At 36.9% G+C, this 20,062-nt stretch carries 20 protein-coding genes and 2 pseudogenes; 13 read left to right on the top strand and 9 right to left on the bottom strand.

Going from position 1 to position 20,062, the window contains the following annotated elements; translation table 11 throughout:
• Positions 1-104 precede the first annotated feature (104 nt).
• From MZO21_RS13565 to mtnP, 10 genes and pseudogenes are all read left to right on the top strand, one after another.
• On the top strand, positions 105-815 hold the full coding sequence (locus tag MZO21_RS13565) for a TnsA endonuclease N-terminal domain-containing protein (protein ID WP_248104144.1): 711 nt from the start codon (positions 105-107) through the stop codon (positions 813-815).
• Positions 816-2,726 (top strand): Mu transposase C-terminal domain-containing protein, encoded by a 1,911-nt coding sequence (locus MZO21_RS13560; protein ID WP_248104146.1) that lies wholly within the window; start codon positions 816-818, stop codon positions 2,724-2,726.
• Positions 2,727-2,730: 4 nt separating this feature from the next.
• Positions 2,731-3,651 carry a TniB family NTP-binding protein gene (locus tag MZO21_RS13555; protein ID WP_000417085.1) on the top strand — a complete coding sequence of 307 codons (921 nt, stop codon included), beginning with the start codon at positions 2,731-2,733 and terminating at the stop codon, positions 3,649-3,651.
• Between the two features lie 29 nt (positions 3,652-3,680).
• Positions 3,681-4,796, top strand: a complete 1,116-nt coding sequence (locus MZO21_RS13550) for a TniQ family protein (RefSeq protein WP_248104148.1) — start codon at positions 3,681-3,683, stop codon at positions 4,794-4,796.
• Positions 4,789-5,601: pseudogene (locus MZO21_RS13545) on the top strand (transposase); the annotation flags it as partial. The gene MZO21_RS13550 and the pseudogene MZO21_RS13545, both read left to right, overlap by 8 nt.
• 91 nt (positions 5,602-5,692) lie before the next feature.
• Positions 5,693-6,822, top strand: a protein-coding gene (locus MZO21_RS13540) for an IS3 family transposase (protein WP_089024817.1) whose coding sequence is annotated in 2 segments (ribosomal slippage) — positions 5,693-5,945 and positions 5,945-6,822 — 1,131 coding nt in all. Because the reading frame shifts where the segments join, the coding sequence is not laid out codon by codon here.
• A 70-nt stretch (positions 6,823-6,892) separates the two neighbouring features.
• Positions 6,893-7,513: pseudogene (locus MZO21_RS13535) on the top strand (hypothetical protein); the annotation flags it as partial.
• 102 nt (positions 7,514-7,615) lie between these two features.
• Positions 7,616-7,867: a DUF3330 domain-containing protein gene (locus tag MZO21_RS13530; RefSeq protein ID WP_248103657.1), complete on the top strand. Its 252-nt coding sequence runs from the start codon at positions 7,616-7,618 to the stop codon at positions 7,865-7,867.
• Between the two features lie 121 nt (positions 7,868-7,988).
• On the top strand, positions 7,989-8,648 hold the full coding sequence (locus tag MZO21_RS13525; protein WP_248129702.1) for a sterol desaturase family protein: 660 nt from the start codon (positions 7,989-7,991) through the stop codon (positions 8,646-8,648).
• Positions 8,649-8,754: 106 nt separating this feature from the next.
• Positions 8,755-9,618, top strand: a complete 864-nt coding sequence (gene mtnP / locus MZO21_RS13520) for an S-methyl-5'-thioadenosine phosphorylase (RefSeq protein ID WP_248103651.1) — start codon at positions 8,755-8,757, stop codon at positions 9,616-9,618.
• Here the strand turns inward: mtnP and MZO21_RS13515 are convergent.
• The 7 genes from MZO21_RS13515 to arsS form a co-directional block, all read right to left on the bottom strand.
• Positions 9,613-10,725 (bottom strand): inorganic phosphate transporter, encoded by a 1,113-nt coding sequence (locus MZO21_RS13515; RefSeq protein ID WP_248103648.1) that lies wholly within the window; start codon positions 10,723-10,725, stop codon positions 9,613-9,615. The genes mtnP and MZO21_RS13515 overlap by 6 nt on opposite strands.
• Before the next feature lie 22 nt (positions 10,726-10,747).
• Complete coding sequence (locus tag MZO21_RS13510; RefSeq protein ID WP_248103645.1) at positions 10,748-11,785, bottom strand: methyltransferase domain-containing protein; 1,038 nt, start codon at positions 11,783-11,785, stop codon at positions 10,748-10,750.
• A 65-nt stretch (positions 11,786-11,850) separates the two neighbouring features.
• Positions 11,851-12,474 carry a TIGR04282 family arsenosugar biosynthesis glycosyltransferase gene (locus MZO21_RS13505; protein ID WP_248103643.1) on the bottom strand — a complete coding sequence of 208 codons (624 nt, stop codon included), beginning with the start codon at positions 12,472-12,474 and terminating at the stop codon, positions 11,851-11,853.
• Positions 12,467-13,138, bottom strand: coding sequence for a TIGR04283 family arsenosugar biosynthesis glycosyltransferase (locus MZO21_RS13500; RefSeq protein WP_248103642.1), 672 nt, complete (start codon positions 13,136-13,138; stop codon positions 12,467-12,469). The genes MZO21_RS13505 and MZO21_RS13500 overlap by 8 nt, the downstream gene beginning before the upstream one ends.
• Entirely contained in the window at positions 13,135-13,929 is a 795-nt protein-coding gene (locus MZO21_RS13495) for a DUF547 domain-containing protein (protein ID WP_248103640.1), read from the bottom strand. Before MZO21_RS13495 ends, MZO21_RS13500 begins: the two co-directional genes overlap by 4 nt.
• Positions 13,926-16,076, bottom strand: coding sequence for an FAD-dependent oxidoreductase (locus MZO21_RS13490; RefSeq protein WP_248103638.1), 2,151 nt, complete (start codon positions 16,074-16,076; stop codon positions 13,926-13,928). The genes MZO21_RS13495 and MZO21_RS13490 overlap by 4 nt, the downstream gene beginning before the upstream one ends.
• Before the next feature lies 1 nt (position 16,077).
• Positions 16,078-17,046: an arsenosugar biosynthesis radical SAM (seleno)protein ArsS gene (gene arsS, locus MZO21_RS13485; RefSeq protein WP_248103636.1), complete on the bottom strand. Its 969-nt coding sequence runs from the start codon at positions 17,044-17,046 to the stop codon at positions 16,078-16,080.
• A gap of 160 nt (positions 17,047-17,206) precedes the next feature.
• Between arsS and MZO21_RS13480 the strand changes: the two genes are divergently transcribed.
• A complete protein-coding gene (locus MZO21_RS13480; RefSeq protein WP_248103635.1) occupies positions 17,207-17,962 on the top strand; it encodes a YiiX/YebB-like N1pC/P60 family cysteine hydrolase in 756 nt (251 codons plus the stop codon).
• A 10-nt stretch (positions 17,963-17,972) separates the two neighbouring features.
• On the opposite strand, the gene MZO21_RS13475 is transcribed toward MZO21_RS13480, so the two are convergent.
• Positions 17,973-18,509: a peroxiredoxin-like family protein gene (locus tag MZO21_RS13475; RefSeq protein WP_248103633.1), complete on the bottom strand. Its 537-nt coding sequence runs from the start codon at positions 18,507-18,509 to the stop codon at positions 17,973-17,975.
• A 213-nt stretch (positions 18,510-18,722) separates the two neighbouring features.
• Between MZO21_RS13475 and MZO21_RS13470 the strand changes: the two genes are divergently transcribed.
• Together MZO21_RS13470 and MZO21_RS13465 are read left to right on the top strand one after the other, a co-directional pair.
• Positions 18,723-19,136, top strand: a complete 414-nt coding sequence (locus tag MZO21_RS13470; protein ID WP_248103630.1) for a thioredoxin family protein — start codon at positions 18,723-18,725, stop codon at positions 19,134-19,136.
• 1 nt (position 19,137) lies between these two features.
• Positions 19,138-19,848, top strand: a complete 711-nt coding sequence (locus MZO21_RS13465; protein WP_248103627.1) for a cytochrome c biogenesis CcdA family protein — start codon at positions 19,138-19,140, stop codon at positions 19,846-19,848.
• A gap of 50 nt (positions 19,849-19,898) precedes the next feature.
• Here the strand turns inward: MZO21_RS13465 and MZO21_RS15175 are convergent, their stop codons facing one another.
• Positions 19,899-20,060: a zf-HC2 domain-containing protein gene (locus tag MZO21_RS15175; protein ID WP_432613363.1), complete on the bottom strand. Its 162-nt coding sequence runs from the start codon at positions 20,058-20,060 to the stop codon at positions 19,899-19,901.
• Positions 20,061-20,062 lie beyond the last annotated feature (2 nt).

Here is a 20,062-nt window from a genome sequence, read left to right as displayed (position 1 = left end):
TCACTCTAATTTCACACAATTAAATTAGATTATTTATACAAATAGATAAGAGTGGCTTACAAAATTACATTAATACGCACGATTGGCTGAATGGTGAATTTTTTATGAAAAAATTGAGTGATGAATACTCACCTGTTAGAAAAGCCCAAACTGTTTACGGGAGTATTTCAGGCAATTATGCTTTTAGAGGTGAAAAAACCATATGGTTTGAATCCACACTTGAGCGTGATTTCATACTTAAGCAAGAATTTAATAACAATGTGATTGATGTTATAGGTCAACCTGTAGTTATCCCCTACATCACTGAATTGGGTAATCAATCAACCTACACCCCTGACTTTTTAGTGCAGTTTTTAAGCTCGAATTGTGATGATTTTGAGGATTTTCCAGTACCAATGCTCATCGAAATTAAACCTAAGAAAAAGCTTGTTGAGGACTGGGATAAGTTAAAACCAAAATTTAGAGCAGCCCATCGTTTTGCTGTTGATAAAGGGTGGAAATTTAAGATTATCAGTGAAACAAGATTATATGATCAGTATTGGGAAAATATTAATTTCTTAAAAAAATTTAGACGCTCTCATGTAGATGCCGTTGATCAACAATTATTACTCGATACTCTGCAAAAATTAGGTCAATCAACAATTAATCAGTTACCTGCTCATCTTTTTAAAGATAAAACCAATGTTTTAAAAGGGATTCACCAAGTTTGGGCACTAGTGGCAAAGCGAATGATTGCTTGTGACTTGTATTGCCCTTTAACGGCTAAAACAGTGATATGGGTGAACCAAAATGATGCGTTTGTGAGGAATATCTAAATGATTGAATCTAATGCTGTCAGTATTGATCGTAGTCGTATCATTCTAAAACCCAATGTGGTTGTTGGTTATGAGGGAAAACCTTATAAAATTGTTAATGTTTTAAATGCCAATGACATTGTTATATCAAGTCTTGATTCGGTACGTAGTTTACAGGTCAATGCTAAAAGTTTGACCGTTTTTGATGGGGAAAATACGCTAACTGAAAACCTAAACAAAGGTGATAAGGATATCAGTAATGAAGCTTGGCAGATTGCTTTACAACGTTATGAGATTATTAAGCCTTTGATTGAGTATTCAACCACTGAACTGGTCGAAAATAGGGCGAATGAATATGATGTAAATCGTTCAACATTGTGGAAGTGGCTTAAAGATTATCGAGAAAATAATTCTCTAATGGCGTTGATTCCCAAAAAACGAGGTTGGACAACTGAAAAATCAAGGTTGTCACCTCAAGTGAGCAATATCATTAAACAAGCTATCAATGATGAATATTTGAATGCGAAGAAACCCAGTATTTCCAAAACGATTGAAATTGTAAAAGCAGAGTGTTCACGACTTCAGCTTGAAGCACCACATGAAAACTCTATTCGTAGAAGAATCGAGGCTTTAAATGATTACCAAGTAACGAAAGCACGTCTTGGATCTAAAGCTGCAATAGATAAATTTAAGGCTGCTGCGGGTTCATTTCCAAATGCTGATTACCCTTTGGCATATGTGCAGATTGATCATACACCTCTAGATATTGAAATCGTGGATGACGAGTTCAGAGAAGCGATTGGAAAACCTCACTTAACCTTGGCAATCGATGTTTTCAGTCGGATGATCGTAGGGTATTACCTATCACTAGAAGCGCCAAGTACGACTTCAGTGGCGATGTGTATAGCATCTTGTATTTTGTCAAAAAAACGTAAGTTAATCGAACTAGATATTGATGCTGAATGGCAGGTCGAAGGGATCATGGACTCGGTGCATACAGATAATGGACCCGATTTTAGAACCAATCACATCAGTAAAGCTTGTCTAAAGTATGGGATTCATTGGGAATACCGACCAATTGGTGGGGCAAGGTTTGGCGGTCACATCGAGCGTATGCTTGGTATCGTCAATCTTGAAATGCATGTCTTGGATGGTACAACTTTTTCAAATGTGCAGCAGCGTGGAACTTATGATTCCGCGAAACAAGCCTGTATGACATTAAAAGAGCTTGAATACTATATCGTTTATTGGATTACTAAAGTTTATCACCAGAAGAAACATTCCGCTTTAGGAACATCCCCAATAGTTAAATGGGAAGAAGGTATTTGGGGGACGAAGACGACAGCAGGTACAGGTTTGAAAGAACGTGTATCAGATGAAGATACCTTGTTTATTGACTTTCTACCTGAATTTGAAGCGACTATTCAGCGTACAGGGGTGCAAAAAGATAACTTATTCTATTTTGCCGACTGTTTAAGACAATGGGTTAATTCTATTGATCCAGAGGACAATAATCGAAAGCGTAAAAGAAAATTCTTGTTTAAACGTGATCCGAGGGATATTTCACAGATTTGGTTTTATGAGCCATTTTCTAATACCTATTTTAAAGTACCTACTGCAAAGCGAGAGATACCACCGATTAGCTTATTTGAATATAAGCAGGTTCAGAACTATCTCAAAAGTGAGCGTCAGGATGTTCAGAATCAAGATGAGATTTACAAGGCGATTTTACATCTACGTGAACAGCTTAATCAGGCTCGAAGCTTGACTCGAAAGCAACGTCGCTCAAACCAAAGAAAAAAGGAAAATGAAAAAGCCATCACTCAGCTTTCCGAACAGAATCAGTCTAAAAAGGCTGTAGTTTCTGAAAGCATTCAGACAAGTGATGATTTGTGGAGTACCCCTTTAACTGCATTTGATGATTTGAGGTGATGTGATGGAAAAATATGAACATCTTGCAGAGCATGTACTTGAAATCATGCAATTAAGCGATAGTGAACGGATTGAGACATTATTTACTGATCGATGGATTGGCTATAAGAAAGCTATTACCATCATGAATACATTGACTGATATTCTGAATCGCCCTAGGAAACTAAGACCAGAATGCTTGTTGATTGTTGGCGACTCCAATATGGGCAAAACAACCATCATTCATGAGTTTGCTAGACAGTATTATACAAAAACCGTAAGTGATGCCGACATGGATTTGTTGTCCGTGACCAAGCCTGTTTTGCCGATACTTGCTCCAGCAAAAGCGAATGTTAAAGAACTCTATATTAATATTTTAAATCACTTCTTTGTGCCATTTCGGGCAAGTGATCCTGAAGCCAAATTACGAAATCAAGCCGTACACTTGATGCGTAAGTATGAAACAAAAATGTTGATTATCGATGAAATTCATAATTGTCTGACAGGTTCAGCCAAATTGCTTCCCGAAGTCATGAATACGCTCAAGAACCTCAGCAATGAATTGAGTCTGAATATCGTAGGTGTCGGTACTCGTGAAGCAATCACCATACTGCATACTGATCCGCAATATGCCAGTCGCTTTGATGTGGTGAATTTACCTAAATGGGAACTCAATCAAGATTTTTTAAGATTATTAGTCAGCTATGTTCGACTATTGCCATTAAAAAAACAGTCTAATCTTGCATCCAAAGAGATTGCTACGTTGATTTTTGAAGTGTCAGGTGGAAATCTGGGAGATTTAAATCGATTACTAGTGGAGTGTGCCAAAGAAGCCATTTTACAAGGTGATGAAGAAATTACCTATGACATCGTACATAAGTTTAAATGGCTTAAACCTACGGAGGGTTTAAGAAATATTAGAAATATAAATCTCAGCCTGAGTTAATTCTGCGAAATCATTATAGGGAGGTAGAGATGAGTCAACCTGAACAATGTTGGTATATCAGAACTCCCATTCAACAGGGGGAAATATTTTCATCGTGGCTGATCCGTTCTGCATTAGATGTAGGATGCTCACCTATGGTTCTCGTTGAGGCTTTATGGGGGAAATGGAGAGCTTTAACAATTGATTTAGATAAAGGAGTAGATGCAGAAAGGTTCGATGCTCTGTTATCTCATAGTATTGAGTCAAAACAGAATATACAGCAATCGATGTTGAGTAGCATTGTTTCTCAGATACACCCAAATTATGATCCAAAGCAAAATATCCCTTGGGTTTTATCCTTGGGCACACGAAACCGTTCAAATATATCAGGTCGACAAGTGTGTGTTGAATGCTTGAAAAGTCGTGAAAATCCGCCTTATTTGCGTTTAATGTGGCGTATGGGGTGGCATTATCATTGTGATCGACATCGAGTCTATTTAATTGACCATTGCCTTGAATGTGGTGCGACGATTCAACCATTTAAAGCGGATTTAGAACATGGTTGCTTGGCGATCTGTACAGTATGTGGTTTTGATTTAAGGTATTTTGAGGGAAGCAAAAATATCAATTTAAACGCTTTAAACTTCCAAGATAAAGCAGAGCAAGTCTTAAATCAAAAATTTGGTTTTTATAATCAATCACGTGTAACTTCTCAAGTATGGTTTGAAATTGCTCGTGCATGGCTCAGTGAGATCAGATTTTTGGTCAATACGCCAAATAAAAATGTGATTCAATTGTTTGAAAGTTTTGACGTAAATTTACATCTTCCAAATCCAATTACTCCTTTGGCATTTGAATATCTGAATACTCAAGAGCGAATAGTTTTGCTTTCAATATTGGATCAGATTATGGATATTCCCTGTAATTTACTAATACAGCGTTCAAAGGAATACGGAATTAGTCATGCAAACTTTTGGGATAAGCGTAAGAAGCTGCCTGTTCAGCTCCAACAGATGAAAGATTTAATGATTAAGCCTACAAGACATTATCCTGTCTCTCGTGCAGCAATAACTGTTACTAAGCCAAAATCTAAAGCAAGTGTACAACGTCAATGGTTAAATTTATTAAGAAGAAGCAATAATAGTGGAGCGAGGCATATTGACTGAAAATGTTATTGAACATGACTGTCATGGATGCAACCAGTCTGTTTCTTTCATAAAAAAACGATATAAAGGCAAGAAATATTGTTCGACTTGTTATGCTCGTAACTTTAAAAAACGATTATGCCCAAGTTGTGGTGACTTTGCCCGACTCCCTAGAGATGATGAACAAGCCATTTGTAATGAATGTATTAAGAAACAACCCTGTATTCGATGTAATCAGACAAATAAACCAATAGGTAAGCTAACAGAGTATGGTGTGGTCTGTAATAGTTGTTCCGTGTATTTTAGACCTATTGAGCCTTGTGAGCGATGTGGTACACCATCACAAAAATTGACCCGAATTTCACGATTTAATGATGATCTACGGGTATGTCCAAAATGTGCGACACGAGATTATGAGACATGTCCATCGTGCCAGAAGCATCGTTTATTGGAGTCTGATACATCAGGACAAAGAACGTGTAAAAAATGTAGAGATAAGCCTCAGAAATCCTGTAAAGCATGTCATTGTATGATTGCAGCAGGTTGTGCTGATTTATGCGATGATTGTTATTGGCATCAAAATTTATGGAATAAATTTGATCAAAATCAGAAAGTATTTGAGTCTAGTGACTTAAAACAGCAGTATGAAAACTATATAGGCTGGTTAGAAAAGAAAGTTGGATCACATAAAGCTGCATTATATATAAATAAACATACCCATTTCTTTATGAAAACCGAAATAGATTGGAATCAATCTGTGCCTACCCCAAAGCAGTTATTAGTAAGGTTACGAAGTAGTGGACTTAGAAAATTTGAATTGGTGATGCTATGATGTGGTTCTAGGATTTTAGACCACGCCTATAAGTGATAATCTACTCCCCAATAAGCATGGGAAATGCTTGTTTTTGGAGTCAACCATGACACGAAGAAAACGTCGTAATCATTCAGCAGAGTTTAAAGTTAAAGTTGCTCTCGCAGCAATTAAAGGCGACCACACACTCGCTGAACTTTCTACTCAATTCGACTTACATCAAAACCAAATAATTGATTGGAAAAATCAACTGCTTGAGCAATCAATCAATATTTTTTCACGACCAACAGCACAACAAGAACCTGAGATTGACCTCAAAGCTCTACATGCCAAGATAGGACATCAGGCATTGCAAATTGATTTTTTAGAAGGTGCGCTCAGAAAAATAGGGCAGCTGAGCGGCAAAAAATGATCGATAAGACCCATCAACTTTCGGTACGACAACAATCGCAATTGATTCAAATCAATCGCAGTACGTTGTATTACAAGCCCAAAGAGATTTCATCAACTGATTTGAGTTTGATGCGTCTAATCGATGAAATTCATCTCGACTACCCATTTATGGGCAGTCGAATGATAAGAGATATGCTACAGCGTCAAGGACATAAAATAGGTCGGCGTAAAGTCCGACGTTTAATGCGCTTGATGGGAATACATGCCTTGTATCCAAAACCCAATACCAGTAAGCCTAATCTTGCACACCGTATTTTCCCATATCTGTTGAAAAACATGGTCATCGATCACTCTAATCAAGTCTGGTGTACAGATATCACGTACATTCCTATGGCTAAAGGCTTTGTCTATCTGTGTGCAATTATAGATTGGCATAGTCGTAAAGTACTGGCTCATCGTGTATCGATCAGTATGGAAACAGACTTTTGCATAGATGCGTTGCAAGAAGCAATTGTGAAATATGGTTGTCCAGAGGTGTTTAATACAGACCAAGGCAGTCAATTCACAAGCGAGGCATTTTTGAATGAGTTAAAATTGCGAAATATCCGTATCAGTATGGATGGGAAAGGACGATGGATGGATAATGTAATGATTGAGCGTTTATGGCGCAGTGTGAAGCATGAGGAAGTCTATTTGAAGGCTTACGATACGGTTAAACAAGCAAAACAATCAATTGCTGAATATTTGGATTTTTATAACACGATACGTCCTCATTCAAGCTTGAATAAGGCAACACCAAATGAATTTTATGATCGACATTTACCAAAAGTAATGGCAGCATAATTTAAATATTTAGAGCGGATTTATCACTTATAAAACTAGATTGAGTGGTCTAATTAACGGAACCACATCACAATGGCTTAAAGAAGTTCATGACATTCAAATAGATATGGATATCAAAAAAAGTTGTTCAGAACGAGATCAGATGGAAAAGCTTGTGCAAAGTATTTTTCAACCATCTTTGGCTTATGATGTTGTACTGGAATACAAGAATAAATTAGAAGAAAAAATCAAACGAGGTGAGACTTCAATACGTTCAGCTCGGTTGGCAGTAAAGCCTGCTGTGGCGTTGATGTTATCAATGGGGCAAGAAAGTACCCAATTACCAAATTTGGAGCATATCAAAGCGTATTTGGCTGACTATTCGGGTCAAGCTGCTGCACTCACTGGATTCATTAACTTTTTAAATGAGAATTACGGTGCTTCCATTGATTATTTAAAATTGAAAAAATCTGATTTTTTAAAGACTAAACAAAAGAAAAAACTAGAAATGGAACTTATTGCACTTACCCAAACTGATTTAAGAGACAGTGAATTTATTCTAAGTTGGGTCAGAAGTGGACTTAGATATTTTCATCAACTTCCTTACATTGATGCCCTAAAGATTAAAACGGAAATGATTACTGAGATCGAGGATGGTTTCACTGTTGTATTCAATGGACAGTCTTATTGGTTACCCAAAAATAGATTATAGCGAGCTTTAAAAAATATATTTGGTAATTAAATCAATTAGTAAAGAGATGATAAACATTTTTTTGACTGTCAGATTGTGCTGCATGACTATCACCTAATAAATATGCGTATAGAAAGAATATTAAGGTATGATAACAATAAAGCTCTGTATGAGTGCCAAAAGAGCATTTCATTAGACATTGCATTGACGGATGAAGGTGGTGAATATCTTTTAAATTCCTGTGGATTAGAATGTTATCAATTTTTTTTTCAAAACCAAGCAGAACAGAAAAATAATATGTCGATTAAAATTCAGAATACTTTTTTAAGGATAAGAAAAATAGCAAATGATGAATATTTCAGTCTTTCAGCATGAATCGATATTACGATTGGGGTGCTTCCTTAGCATCTTATTTCTTATATATATAGGAGAAAAATACTGGAGTCGTCGACAGTTGCGGTTTAATAAGCATAAACGCTGGGCTACCAACCTAAGCATGGCTTTATTGGGTAGTGTATTTGTGCGTTTGCTATTGCCGATCAGTGCTACAGGTATTGCTTATCTAAGTCATCAGTATGGTGTAGGTTTATTCAATTTTTTACATTTGAACCAAGCTGTGTCAGTCATTTTAGGTATTGCTCTATTAGACGTTGCAATTTATGCACAGCATGTGATTTTTCATGCTGTACCATGGTTATGGAAATTTCATCGTGTGCATCACGCTGATCCTGATTTTGATGTGTCTACGGGTATTAGATTTCATCCTATTGAAATTTTACTTTCTATGTTGATCAAGTTCGCTGTTATTGTCTTATTGGGTATACCTGCCATAGCAGTATTAATATTTGAAATTTTATTAAATGCGACAGCTATGTTTAATCATAGTAACATTAGATTGCCGTGTACTGTCGATAAATGGGTACGTTGGTTCATTATCACACCAGATATGCATCGAGTGCATCATTCAACAGATTATTCAGAAATGAATCGAAATTTTGGTTTTAATTTGTCTTGTTGGGATCGGTTGTTCGGCACTTATATTGATCAACCGAAATTGGGCCATGAAAGGATGGAAATTGGTTTGTCGCATCAACAGCCAGAACAAACGATATCCTTAACACATATGTTGCTCATGCCTTTCAATAAGAAAAAATAACATAATACGTAAAGCTTATTCTCGATGTGATAAATTCTTTAAAATGTAATAATTTTAAATCAATAACGTCTAACAGAATAATTTGACTATACGAATGGAAGAAAACATGAAAAAAATAGATATTGCAGTCATTGGTGGTAGTGGCTTATATCAGCTCACAGATTTACAACAGGTTGAACGTCTTCGTATAGAGACACCTTATGGTCTCCCTTCAGATGAAATTGTGGTTGGTGAAATAAATAGTGTACATATTGCCTTTCTAGCTCGACATGGTCAGGGACATCAATTCCTTCCATCAGAAGTACCGTATTGTGCCAATATATATGCGCTCAAATCACTAGGGGTTAAATATATTATTTCGATTTCAGCTGTTGGTTCTTTGCAAGAACAACTTAAACCACTTGATCTAGTGATTCCAAATCAATTTATTGACTTAACTAAACAGCGAGCAGGAACATTTTTTGGTCAAGGTGCAGTTGCACATGTATCTATGGCTGACCCTGTTTGCCCAGCTTTAGCGCATATTCTAAGTACGGCTTGTGAGCAAGCTTTACCTGAACACACATGCCATCCACAAGCAACATATGTTTGTATTGAAGGCCCTCAGTTTTCGAGTCGGGCTGAATCAAATTGGTATCGACAAATGGCAGATATTGTGGGAATGACAAATATGCCTGAGGCAAAATTGGCGCGGGAAGCAAGTATCGCATATGCTACATTAGCATTAGTCACTGATTTCGATTGTTGGCATCCACATGAACAAGATGTGAGTGCTGATTATGCGATTCAAAATTTAAAACGGAATGTTACCAATGCGGCAAAAGTGATTCAGCATGCGGTTGCATTACTTGCGATACAGCAACCTGCGTCGATTGCCCATCAGGCCTTAGCATCAGCACTGGTTACGCCAATTGAGCAAATGAGTGATGAGACCTATAAACGCTTAAAAGCGATTTTACCGATATCATAAGAAAACCCACATACTTAACCATGCAATCCCTGCTGCGAAAGGCAGGGTGACCACCCAAGAGAGCAATACATTTCGCAAAGCAGACCAATCAATACGCTTTGAGCTTGCACCTACCCCAGCAATTGCACCAACTGCAACATGGGTTGTTGATACAGGTAAACCAAATTTACTGGCAAACAAAACTAAAGAAGCTGTGATCAGATTTGCGACCAAGCCAGAAGCATGGTCTATTTGAGTAATGCGTTGGCTCATGGTTTGTGCGACTTTACGAGCAAACAAAAGACCGCCTACTCCCATGATGATTGCAATGAATACAACAGCATGAGACTGATCTAACATCTTAGCGGCAATGAGGAGTGCAACCAGTTTCGGTGTATCATTTAAACCACGGGCAAAACAGATTGCTATTGCTGATCCAATATGTAATCGGTCTAATGATTTTGATATAGACAAGTGAATAGGAGTAACTAGATTTTGGCAATTTTCCTGAGTATCTATATACATCGTACTAGTCAAGTTGGGTTGTTGAACAAGATTTGAACCTAGGGAATGAGTTTGTTCTACCTGTACGATAGGCTTGAATACAGGTCCACAAATACAGTCCTTGTTAAGTTGTTTATTGTCTAACCGTAAAAAATGAAATAATTTGAATAACACGATACCTAGTAGCACAGCTAGTATTGGACTGACCAGCATTGGTAATAAAAATGAATTTAAAAGTTGTGTGAGGTTTACATGATCGAAGCCGTAAAATAGCCCTGAGCCAATCAATCCACCCAACAATGCATGTGTAGTTGATACAGGAAAACCAAGCCGAGTAGCCAAGAAAACTGTTATTGCCCCAGCACTAGCAACACTCGCAATAAATGATAAATTACTCACAATTACATCAGGAACTAATCCTTTTCCAGAGAATTGCTGAACTAAAGTCTGAGAAAGTAGTAAGGATGCTAAGCTTCCTGCTAAAGTCGCAAAAGTTGCAAGCATAAGTGCTGATCGATAAGATAATAAACCAGCTCCCCAGACTGTTGCAAAACCTTTAAAGTTGTCATTAGCACCATTACTGAATGCCACAGATAGGGCAGCAATAAAAACAATAAACTCCATGTTTTTTCGTCCTTATTCTTATTTAGCAACAATCACCTGATTGTTCATTATTATTTTGTGAAAATGGTATTGAACTACCACATCCATCAAAAATTCCAAAGTGCTGATCAAAGTTACCAATAAATTCAAAATAAGGAGCGAAACGACTATCGTGTAGCATGTGCCAAGTATTACCACAGACAGGAAAAACTTTATTTTTTTCGATGTGATGATGCTTATCTAAGCTAAATCGTTGCGGTGCATGCTGAATACCACCACGATAAATGACAGCTTGACCATAATCCTCACAAGCATGCTCTAATACTGGTAATTTAAATAAGCGATAAGTTGCTGAGTAAAATTGAATATTTTCGATCTTATTAGCCAAAGCCGAATCAGTTATTTCCAAAGGACGATCAGTCACTAAACGTGGATCAATAAATCCTGTTTGATGCGCCAAATGGATAAAGTCATTCCAGTACAACGCGCCAGCTAAACATTCACCGTAGAGTACAGGATCTGTTCGTAGTGGTGACGGAATACGTCGATTGGCATAGACATCCGAAAAATAAAACTCACCGCCAACTTTGAGTAACTTATAAAGTTCTTTTAGTACAGATGCTTTATCTGGTGACAAATTGATCACACAATTTGAGACAATCACATCAAAGCTATTGGGTTCTAGATTTAACTCATCTAATTTCTCAATGTAACCTTCTATAAAGCTCACATTATCGAATCCGAATTTTTCGGCATGATAAGGCTGATATTTCTGAGCAACGGCAAGTTGTTCTTTGGTCATATCAATACCAGTGACATGACCGGTAGGACCCACCAATTGAGCTAAAGCGTAGACATCTCGACCTGCACCACAGCCAAGATCGAGCACACGACAACCTTCGAGTTGTTGTGGGCAAACAAGTCCGCAACCATAGTATCGACTTTGTACCTCATCATGAATATTGCTTAAAATTGGCTTTAACCACTCAGGTATCTGGCTGATATCACAGCAGGCACTGGTTTTTAAATCAGTAGAATTTTGTAATTGTTTTCCATAATAATCTTGTACAATGTCATGCATTATATTTAGCTCCAAAATATGATTTATTCTCTTTAGACGTTAATCCAGTCAAAATCTTACAAAGTTTAGTAAATCCAAGTCGCGGGTAAATAGTGTAAATCCGCTGATGTATCAATATCAGCCTCTTGTGGGAAGTGATAACAAGACCAACCGAGTTGCTGGATTTTATTTTTTGTACTTTTGTAAACAGTAGAAGTACTCCATTCAATGCCTTCAAATAAAGTGATGCTGTAGGCTTTGACTCCCATCAAGACATAGCCTCCATCCAAAGCAGGAGTGAGTACAGAGTCATGAAAGTTCAATTGCTCAGCAGCTTGAAGAAGTTTATCTTGATCTAAAGCTGGACAATCTGTACCAATCAAAATGACATGACGATTCGGCTGAGATATAAGGTTGTTACGGACAGCCGTTGCCATGCGTTCGCCTAAGTCACCAGAACTTTGATTGGACCAAATCAATCTTGAATTATGGCAAATATCCAGTGCTTCCCAGCAAGGATGATCATGATTGGGGGAGACACACAGCTCAACTTCTAAATTTGTTTTTAAAGCCTCATGAACGGCATGATTGAGAAGTTGAAGTGCTAAAAGTGCTGCACGATCAGCACCTAATTCGGGAATTAAGCGTGTTTTTACATTTCCAGCTTGAGGATACTTGGCAAAAATAATGATTCGTGTGGCGTTAGTCATAGTGATATTCCCCTATCAATTTATGAGTAGGTACGCCTCGCCAATATAAAAATCGTAACCGCCACATCAACCAAATCGTCCTCCATACCCCATATTTTTCCCATCGTCTTGCTGAGGTCATCACTCTATTTTTTAAACAAAGTGGTGGGTGATCTGATTTGAGCTGTTTAGACAGTTCAATATCTTCCATTAATGGTTGATCTGGATAGCCACCGATCTTTTCAAATAATTGTCGTGAGATGAAAATGGCTTGATCTCCTGTTGCGATACCAGTGATACGAGAGCGAAGATTCATCATGAAGCTGATCAGTCGGAAAATAAATCGAGGGCGATCAATTTGTACATCGAAGCGCCCCCAAAATGGTGGGTTTACCTGCCGAATTTTGCTTAGTGCATTGGAAGGTAAGCGTGTATCAGCATGTAAAAACAAAAATGTATCCGCTGTACTGATAGATGCACCTTGATTCATCTGCTGTGCTCGACCTGAAGCACTCTGGGTGACTTTGAATCCGAAATATTGGGCAATCGAAACACTCATATCAGTACTGCCACCATCTATGATGATGACTTCATCAGCGGGAGGTGATAGGGCATGTAGGTTGGCAGCTAAGTCATGCAAATTTTCTGCTTCATTTAAAATGGGAATAATGATTGCTATCTTCATGGTGTTTTGTTAAGCCTCCAATCATATTCTAAATATTTGATTTTAATTTTTTGCTGTTTTAATGCATTTGTTTGAACTGAATTTAGGCTTAAAGCTTTGGGGTACATACTTAAGAATTGAGATACGCTATGAGTTTGTTTCCATCCCAACTCAAAGTCTTTTTTGTACCATTTAAAAATACTAGAGATATAAATCGTATCATTTTCAATATAGTTACGTTTCTTATCTGAAAGAAATAAATAGGTGGCTTGTTCTAATTGTTGATCTAATTTTGATGATTGATATGCTTCAGGGCGTAAAGCTGGACAGCCAATGCTGGCACAATTTACTGCAAAATGAATTCGAGGATCATTGTACTTTCTTAACTGATCTTCGATTTCATCCAATGAATATTTCTTATCAAGCAATGGTATGAATTTCTTTTTCCATGGTGTTTGTATTAATGATCCTAAGTCACGAATTGAAGATAAATCAGGGTATTTGCTTAAAATGAGTTCAATCGTCCAAGCATTGTATGCATTAATCAAAAAAGTCATTTGCTCTGCTTTGGACCATGCATCAAACTCTGATTTTCTAATTTGCTCTATTCTTTTTAAATACGAACGAAGCTGTTGATGTTCGGTAGATAATTTAAGCTGATCATACTTTACTTGTGTAACTTGACCGCCTTTTAAACTAAGTACATTTTTCTTAAGTAATTGATCAAATGCTTGATGATCAACGTTAGCAAAACTGAGGGTCACAGATAAGCCAAAGAAACCTACGAAAAGGCGTGATAAAATAAGGTTCATTTTCTTCTCCACGCATGATATCGCTCAGCCAGCTTTAAAAGCTTTTGCGGTGCATGCGCACGTTTCCATTCACCTGCAACATATTTATTTGCTTCATTTAAGGTTGGATAAGGGTGTATCGTGCCAAGTATTTTGTTAAGTCCTAAACCATGCTTCATCGCCAGAACAAATTCAGCGAGAAGTTCGCCACCATGATACCCAACGATAGTGACACCTAAGATTTTATCTTTATTGGGTACAGTCAGTACTTTTATCCAGCCAGCATCATGTCCATCCGTGATTGCGCGATCGAGATCATCAATGCCATATGTTGTCACTTCATACGGGATATTTTTTTCTTTGGCTTCTTGTTCATTTAAACCTACACGAGCAACTTCTGGATCGACAAAAGTGATCCATGGAATAACACGATAATCAGTTTTAAATTTTTTGAACGTTCCAAATAAAGCATTAACAGTGGCATACCATGCTTGATGTGCCGCGGTGTGTGTAAACTGATAAGGGCCAGCCACATCACCTGCTGCAAAAATATTGGGATATAATGTTTCTAGGTAGTCGTTAGTGATTACGGTTCGCTGTGTTTCGATGCCTAGTTGTTCTAGGCCATATCCAGTTAATCGCGCACTACGGCCTACAGCGACAATAATTTCATCGAATTCAATCGCATATTCTTGGTTTTGATGTTCTACCCAAAGTTGTTTAACTCCATTTTTGCATTCACAACGAATTGCTTTATGTTGTGTTAAGACTTGAACACCGTCTTGTTCAAGATTTTGTTTGATATATTGAGATACTTCGCTATCTTCACGAGAAAGAATGAGATTAGACATTTCAATTTGAAATACTGTTGATCCCAATCTTGAAAAAGCTTGTGATAGTTCACATCCGATTGGTCCTCCACCAAGCACAATCAAACGTGAAGGAGCTTGTTCGTAGGTAGAAAATTTGTCCCATAATGTATCACTCGTTAGATAACCAACATCTTCAAGTCCAGATAAGGGAGGAACAAAAGGATGAGCACCCGTCGCAATGATAATACTTCTTGTCGTTAATCGTTCGACAATGCCTTTTTCATCTTTAATTTCTACCTCCCAAGGAGAAATTATTGTGGCATAACCTGTTTTGACATCTACGCCAAGCTGTGTGTATCTATCAATACTGTCGTGAGGCTCAATTTTTTTTATAGCTTGATGAACACGATTCATGACGGCTTTGAAATTCACCGAAAACTTTGAGCAACTAATATCATTTATTTCGGCATCTTTAATTGTTTTGACTGTTTTCGCACAACTAATCAATGCCTTACTTGGGACGCAGCCATAGTTTAGGCAATCACCTCCCATTTTATGTGCTTCGACTAAAGTCACTTTTGCTTTTACAGTTGCAGCAATATACGAGGATACTAACCCAGCAGCACCAGCACCAATAACAATCAAGTTACGATCAAAATGCTTTGGTTTGCTCCATTTCTGATATATTTTTCTTTTTTGAAAAATTGAAAGTATTATTTTAATAATCCATGGAAAAGTGGCTAATAATGCAAAAGACAGTAAAATAGGTAAAGAAACAATATCAGAAAGGTCCTCAATTTTAGCGAGTTGTGTACCCGCATTTACATAGACTATCGTTCCAGCCAGCATCCCTATTTGACTGACAATATAAAATGTACGTGCTTTAATGCGAGTAATCCCCATCACAAGGTTAATAATAAAAAAAGCAATCACTGGAACAAGACGTAAGGTGAATAAATACATTGCACCATCTTTCTCAATCCCTTTATTGATCTTTTTAAGATAGCTCGGGAAGCGTTGTTCAATATAATCACGCAGAACAAATCGCGCGATTAAGAATGCAAATAATGCACCGATACTAGAAGCAAATGAAACGAGAATTGTGCCCCACAAAATGCCAAATAACGCACCAGCAAGCAGTGTCATTACAGCTGCTCCGGGTAGAGACAAAGCCGCCACTAGGACATATATGAGGAAAAATATGGATGCAGAAAGAATTGGATTTTCATCTCGCCACGAATGGAAAAGCTGTAATTGGCTTTGAATATACTCTAGATTGAAATATTGCTGACCATTAAACGCAAAGAATGCAAAAATCGCAGAAATAATAACGGCTATAATTATCATTTTTTTCATTTTATTGCTCCTTTTCACTCAAAGCACCGCCACAACTACTACCTTGACCTGCTGTACATCCATAGCAATGATCAGCAATATGAATATCTGAATGACTTAAAGTTGAGTGAAGAAGATCTTTAAGGTATCTAAGTTTTGGATTGAGTGTCTTTAACTTAAGCTGTTGATTAAAATCACAATCATATAAATTTCCTTGCCAATCGACACTAATCGTTGATTTACACATCACATGTTCTAGGTTTGCAGCCGAATAATTTTGTTTTAATAAAGTCATATAGGATGAAAATTCATTTTTTGCGAGCAGGATGGCTCCGAATCGCTGAATAGGCATATTGGTAATCGTAAATAATTGATTAAACTCAATACCAAACTGATCAAATAATTCTTTTTTATACTGTTGCTCAAGTTTTTTTTGGTCAGGAGGAAGTGTTGCCCCCAAAGGGTTATAAACGAGATTTAAGATGAGATTTGAATTATGATGACCATAGCCCAAGCGATTGAGTTGTTTAAGAGCATCAATACTATGCTCGAAAACGCCTTTACCGCGTTGTTTATCGACATTTGTTGCTGAATAACAAGGTAGTGATGCAACGATCTCAACACTTTGATCTGCTAAAAATTCAGCCATATCAATATAGTCTGGCTCCATCAAGATTGTGAGGTTACATCGATCTATGACAGTGACATCTAATGATCTAGCAACTTTTACGAGTCGTTTAAACTGAGGATGCATTTCTGGTGCCCCCCCTGTTAAGTCTAAGCTCTGAATATTTTTTTTCTTTAAAACTTCTATAACGAGTTCGACTAATTCTTCTGACATCATTTCAGTGCGATGTGGGCCAGCTGCGACGTGACAATGTACGCAAGATAAATTACATCGATACCCTAAATTTACTTGAAGTGTTAGGAGCTGATCACGTTGAATGATGGGGAAATCTGTTATTTCAAGCATTTCAATTGTAGATTTCATTTTTTATCCCATTGTTGTCGTTATTGTTTAGTCGGTTTGACCTGTTTTTATCTTACATTTGATGAAAAAAATAGTTGTAATATAAATATTGGAGTGTACGTCTAATTAATAGCCAAGACTAAAATAATTAAATTAAGTTCTAAAAAATTGGGAGTATAAAATGGGACATGGAATACTCGTATCTCTGAGTAAATGTATTGTAAAAGTTTTAGCTAAACCAAGCCATCAGCATCGACCGAATTTGCCCGATTCAAAAGCTAAATTGATTTCAAGTTTGAGAGTAGCAGATGTTCTACTTGTTGAAGGTGATAGTCGGATTAGTAATTATATTAAATACTTAACACAATCCAATTGGTCTCATGCAGCGCTTTATATCGGTATCAAAAAAATTAATGGTGTGGATATGCATGCATTAGTTGAAGCAGATATTGAGGAGGGGGTAAGACTTATTTCACTCGACCATTATCTTAACCATAATCTAAGAATTTGTCGTCCGATAGCTTTAACTGACCAAGAATGCCTGCAAGTTGTACAATTTGCATTAGAACGTGTCGGAATTGAATATGATCTAAAAAATATTATTGATTTAGCGAGATATTTATTTCCAGTAAGTTTGATTGCACCCTTTATTTCAAAGAGTAGGACTCTATTTTTAGGGAGTGGTGAGCCAACGAAAGCGATATGTTCAACTTTGATTGCTCAAGCATTTCAATCTATTAAATATCCAATATTACCTATCATTCACTCACATACCGAGCACTATTGTCTAGGTTGTGTTAACGAAATTTTCAAAGTCAGACATTATAGTCTTTTTGTACCTAGAGACTTTGATTTATCACCGTATTTTCAAATTATTAAATGGGAAAGTGACTTGAATTTGGATTATAGGAGTATAAAATGGCATGAGGAGTCATAGCTCCTCATTTTCATTTATTTTGAATAAAACTTTCAATAATATCAAATGGAATATAGTCGCCTTCATCTTGGCCATAATAACTGACTTGGATGATGCCATCTTCGTCAATTAGAAAGCTTGCAGGCATTGTATCCTTTTTTCCACTCATTGATTTCGGTACATAGCCTTTAGCAAGAGCTTTGATCATTGTTGGGAAGCGACATATTGACCCTTTCAAAACACCCAACCAAGAGTATTCAACTCCATAATCTTGATAAGCAGTATTCTTTTCATCCGCTAGAACAGGGAATGGTGGTTTATGTTCATTTGCATGCTGTTGCAAGTTTTCTAAAGTAGAATCAAAGATGACAAGCACAGCTAAATCTTCCTGCCACTGAGGAAAGCGAGTAATCATTTGATGCAGTCTTAAGTTGCAAAATGGGCAGCCAGCAAAGCGTTGAAACGAAACTAAGATTTTTTGTCCCTTGTAGTCATCTAAATTTACTTGTATGCCTGTGATATCAGGTAGTTCAAAGTTTGGCCCCTTATTTCCTTGTTTCAGTCTCACGATTAGTTACTCAGTTAAATAATTGCTTAGACATAGATGAACCTCTAATTATTACAATAATTAAGTATTTAATTTCATTAATTCTGACATACGTGAAATTTACAATTGTTTACACTAGAAGTGTAAGGGATCTAGATACTACCTCGTCTATAAAATTAAATGCTAGATATTGATCGAGCATAGCAATTCTATAATATTTGTGAGGTAATTTTTATGTTGATGGCCAATGTCTTAAAAAAATCTGTTGCAATTGCAACTTTATCTTTGTTGGGCTCATTAAGTTCAGTTTATGCTTTAACATTTGAACCTTTTACTGAAGCAAAGTTTAATACGCTTAAAAAGAGTAATAGTGCTTTTCTAATTGATGTAAGGGCAGATTGGTGTCCAACATGTAAAAAACAACATGAGATATTAAAAGACTATCAAACGCTAAATCCTAACAGTGGAATAACAGTGCTAGAAGTTGATTTTGATAAACAAAAGCAATGGGTGAAATATTTTAAAGCACCACGTCAGTCGACGTTCGCACTTTATAAAGGAAATAAGCAAATCTGGTTTGCTGTAGCAGAAACCAAGTCTGAAGCCATTTTTAAACAACTTGATGCAGTCAAGGTGGTGAGTAAATAAAATGGCTTTAGAATTAGCTGCAATTCCTTTAGCATTTATAGCAGGTGTTTTAGGAGTTCTTTCACCCTGCGTTTGGCCATTAATACCTATAGTGATGGGTTCCGCAGCAGGTAAAAGTAAATTTGGACCTTATGCGCTTGCTTTAGGTTTAAGTATTTCATTTGCGGTAGCAGGAACACTACTCAGTTTCATTTTAGTTAATACTGGTCTTGATCCGGAGTTATTTCGTTATTTTGCCGCTATTCTATTGATCTTCACTGCGATTTTGCTCATTCATCATCAGCTAGGAGAATGGCTAAGTGTAAAACTATCTATGCTGACTTCTCGTTTTAATCCTCAAGATAGTGGGCACGGAGGCTGGCTGGGTCAGTTTAACCTTGGTTTGTTATTGGGATTAGTTTGGTTGCCGTGTGTTGGGCCAACTTTAGGCGCTGCAATTGCCCTAGCCTCTATGGGGCAACAAATGTCATTAGCTTTTATGATTATGTTGAGTTTTGGTTTGGGTACAGCTTTAGTCCTCTTAGTTGCAGGTATGTTATCTGCTAAAGTACTAAAAAAAGTGAAGCCTGATTCATTGCAAAATGCTGTTAAAGTAAAAAAAATCTTGGGATGGATCATTCTTATTCTAGGCTTGCTTGTTTTAACAGGGTTAGATAAGCAACTTGAAATCATGGCATTAGGATTATTGCCTGATTGGGCAATTATGATCTGATTGTTTAAAATCAAATTATCTACTCAAGATTCGTTCTTGAGTAGATTTAGCTATTTTCTATTTTCCTTATCATCTACAAAATCTTGTTTTAGAAATTCCTTAGATAAGTGCCTGATTTCCCCCATTTGCTTTTCAAAATTACGACATGCAGAGCACATAGATGTGTGCATAAATACTGACATTTTTTCCTTCATACTCAGAGGTCTATCCATTT

It is taken from the genome of Acinetobacter portensis (genome assembly GCF_023158935.1).
Lineage (GTDB): Bacteria > Pseudomonadota > Gammaproteobacteria > Pseudomonadales > Moraxellaceae > Acinetobacter > Acinetobacter faecalis.
The sequence above is the reverse complement of the archived record's forward strand: the minus strand, read 5'-3'. Positions and strand labels throughout refer to the sequence as shown.